The following is a 716-nucleotide window of genomic DNA, read 5'->3' as shown; positions in this document are numbered from 1 at the left end:
GGTCTGGGGGCGGAGCCCCCAGGTACGGGATGGGACGGGTAGGGGCGGCGGGGGCGAAAAACAACGCTTGGCCGCCGTGCACGGAGAAAGCAACCTGATGCCCGGCTCACCCGTTAGGACCTGAAGAGACATGGTCCACTCGCGGGGGAGCCCGGATGATCGAAACACCGTCCCTGGTGGACCAGTACTGCCATGGCGTGCTGCGGACAGAGCTGGGCCTCGGTACCTTCGAGGCCCACCTCGCGCGGGGCGAGGGCCCGCCCGCCGCGGGCACCACCTTCTTCGACACCCAGGCCGGGTTCGCCGTACGCCGCTGGTGCCCCCCGCTCCTCGGCCTGGAGCCGCACTGTCCGCCGGCCCACTATCTCGCGCGACGCCGCGAACTCGGCGTTCTGGAGGCGGGCCGCAGGCTGCTGCGGGGCAGCGGGATCACGACCTTTCTGGTCGACACCGGTCTGCCGGGCGACCTGACCGGTCCGGGGGAGATGGCCTCGGCCGGGGCCGCTGACGCCCACGAGATCGTCCGTCTGGAACTGCTCGCCGAACAGGTCGCCGACACCTCCGGCACCGTCGAGTCGTTCCTCGCCAATCTCGCCGAATCGGTGCACGCGGCGGCAGCGAACGCCGTGGCGTTCACGTCGGTGGCGGGCGCGCGGCACGGCCTGGCGCTCGCGCCCGAGCCGCCCGGCCCGGGCGAGGTGCGCGGGGCCGCGGGC

1 pseudogene is annotated in these 716 nt (G+C 73.2%); it reads left to right on the top strand.

Annotated elements, in window-relative coordinates:
* Positions 1-155: 155 nt before the first annotated feature.
* Positions 156-716, top strand: a pseudogene (locus FGD71_RS34875) (amidohydrolase); the annotation flags it as partial.

This window comes from Streptomyces sporangiiformans (genome assembly GCF_005768555.2).
In the GTDB taxonomy this organism is placed as follows: domain Bacteria; phylum Actinomycetota; class Actinomycetes; order Streptomycetales; family Streptomycetaceae; genus Streptomyces; species Streptomyces sporangiiformans.
This window is presented reverse-complemented; position numbering and strand designations above follow the sequence as displayed.